Origin of the sequence: Dactylosporangium siamense (genome assembly GCF_016862795.1) — a bacterium.
Taxonomy (GTDB): Bacteria; Actinomycetota; Actinomycetes; order Mycobacteriales; family Micromonosporaceae; genus Dactylosporangium; species Dactylosporangium siamense.
Map to the genome: position 1 here is coordinate 1 of NZ_BONQ01000264.1, position 1,492 is coordinate 1,492.

A 1,492-nucleotide genomic window follows, 5' to 3' on the forward strand; every position below is an offset into this window, starting at 1 on the left:
TGGTGGCAGGTGGGGCATGCGCCGGTCCAGGTCGCGAGGAGGAACTGCAGCTCGCGGATGGCCTTGTAGAGGGTCAGGCCGGCGCATCCGCTTTTGGGTCGAGTCGCAGCATGGTGATGAACAGGTGCGCGGCGGTGACGAGGGTGACGTGGCGGTGCCAGCCGGTCCAGGAGCGGCCTTCGAAGTGGTCCAGGCCGAGGCCGGTCTTGAGTTCGCGGTAGTCGTGTTCGATCCGCCAGCGGATCTTGCCGTAGCGGATCAGGTCGGCTGGGATGGTGCCGGCGGGTTGGCTGGTCAGCCAGTAGGTGACGGGTTCGGGTTCGTCGTCGGGCCATTCGGCGATCAGCCACCGCTGGGGCAGGCTGCCGTCGGGGTCGCGGGGGATGCGGTGCCCGGCCGGACGTACGCGCAGGAACACGAACTGTGAGCTGAGGGTGCCTTTGCTGCCTTCGCGCCAGGAGACGGTGACCGCTGCGTCGCGGCCGGCGGCGGTGATGTGTTCGGCCAGGCTGGCCGTGTCGTCGAGGTAGACGGGGGCTGTGGATGCCGGTGGGCGGCCGGTCCCGGACCAGACCCGCGCGACGGGTTGCGCATCGGCGGTGTGGGCGAGGGCGTCGCCTTTGACCTGCACGCTGTAGACGATGCCGCGTTCGTCGAGAGCTGCCCGGAACTGGCTGGTGTCGCCGTAGCCGGCATCCGCTGCCAGCAGCGGCGGCTGGAGCCCCTGCGCGGCAAGCGCGTCGAGCATCTCCACGACCAGGGTCCACTTCGGACGGTGGCCTTCGTTGTCCGGGATCGCGCACCGGCGCCGGCGCAGCCGCGCCGCCTCGACCACCGCGTCGGCATCCACCCCAGCGCCGGCACCCGCGCCGGCCGGTGCCGACACCGCCGCCCGCGGTGCGTTCGTCAACGTCTTGCGCTGCCTGGCCTTCGCCGCCCGGACCGCGGCCGGTCCCGCCTTCGCCTCGTCCCACGACTCCGGCAGGAACAACCGCCAATCCAGAGGGCACGACGCGGTATCAGTGACCGCGTGGACACTCACCCCGATCTGACAGTTGCCGACCTTGCCCAGCGTGCCGGAGTACTGCCGGGCAACCCCAGGCGAGCCGGCGCCGTCCTTCGGGAACCCGGTGTCGTCGACCACCCACGCCACCGGCTGCACGAGATCGACCGCCCGGCGGGCCAGCCGGGCCCGGACCGCCGTCGTGTCCCAGGTCGAGGTCGTCACGAACTGCTGCAACCCCTGATGATCCACCCCAAGCCGCTCCGCCATCGGCTGCATCGACTTGCGCCGCCCGTCCAGCAACAGCCCACGCAGGTACGTCACACCCTTGGCCCGCTGATCCGACCGCGGTAGAGGCGCAAAGACATCCGCCGCGAACGCCTCAAGGCGTTGCCGCACAGCCGAAAGCTCGTCAGGAGTCACCGAAGCATGAAACTACCGAACCCCCTCGAGGTCACAACGACACCCCGACCTAACGAAGTACTACTA

1 protein-coding gene is annotated in these 1,492 nt (G+C 70.0%); it reads right to left on the reverse strand.

Translation table 11 applies throughout. The features are described from left to right. Nucleotides 1-73: 73 nt before the first annotated feature. Entirely contained in the window at nt 74-1,426 is a 1,353-nt protein-coding gene (locus tag Dsi01nite_RS56840; protein ID WP_239137330.1) for an IS701 family transposase, read from the reverse strand. Between the last annotated feature and the right edge of the window lie 66 nt (nt 1,427-1,492).